1 protein-coding gene and 1 pseudogene are annotated in these 756 nt (G+C 58.7%); one reads left to right on the plus strand and one right to left on the minus strand.

From position 1 onward, the window contains the following. Positions 1–150, plus strand: a pseudogene (locus BHD06_RS24625) (IS630 family transposase); the annotation flags it as partial. A gap of 70 nt (positions 151–220) precedes the next feature. Here the strand turns inward: BHD06_RS24625 and BHD06_RS22775 are convergent. Further along, positions 221–568 carry an acyltransferase gene (locus BHD06_RS22775; RefSeq protein ID WP_080459210.1) on the minus strand — a complete coding sequence of 116 codons (348 nt, stop codon included), beginning with the start codon at positions 566–568 and terminating at the stop codon, positions 221–223. Between the last annotated feature and the right edge of the window lie 188 nt (positions 569–756).

Below are 756 nucleotides of genomic sequence, written 5' to 3' on the forward strand. Positions count from 1 at the left end.
ATGGCGTTCTCAAAGCTCAAAGCGCACCTGCGCCGGATCGGCGCACGCACCTTCACCGACATGTTCAATGCAATCGCCGATATCTGCGACCTCTACTCACCCGAAGAATGCTGGAATTACTTCACTGCCGCCGGATATGTCGCAGGTTAAAGGCGGGACGCTTTAGGCCGCTCCGTGGATGGTTTTCGTTATACTCCTTGATCCGGTCCCATCTGCCTGTTCAGTCCAAAGGCAGGCGGCGGCGGTCCCAGGTGATGCCCGACCGCAGGACACGCGCAGGCACACCTGCCAGCAAGCTGCCTTCAGGAAAATCGCCTTTGACCAGTGCAGCGGCACCAACCATGCAGTTTTCCCCAATCCGGCTCCCCTTGAGTATCTGCACCGACCGCGCGATCCATACGTGATCACCAATCTCGACATCGGCAGGCGGATTGATACGTTTGCCGGTCGATATATCGATGATCGAGTGCATGTCGGACACGTCTATGTGAATATTACCCGACAGCATGCAGTCGCGCCCCACTCGGATCGTGCCAGCCTCGTGCAGGGATATCTTTCCGCCCATCATTGTGGTTTGGTCTCCAATGAACAGAAGGGTATAGTTGGCCCGTAGGCGGAATGTACCCGTTTGCCGCGCGACAAACAAGGTGAGAATCCAGCGTCAATCAGGATGAGAACGCGGGGGTGGGGGCTCGCAGGGAGGGCGTAGCCCGACTGGAGAGGCCCCACCCCCGCGTTGCGCCCCAAATGGGCGGG

It is taken from the genome of Roseovarius sp. A-2 (assembly GCF_002072155.1).
Lineage (GTDB): Bacteria > Pseudomonadota > Alphaproteobacteria > Rhodobacterales > Rhodobacteraceae > Roseovarius.

Coding starts and splice junctions, on each gene's coding strand:
- BHD06_RS22775 (WP_080459210.1), bottom strand. CDS start 568: ATGATGGGCGGAAAGATATCCCTGCACGAGGCTGGCACGATCCGAGTG.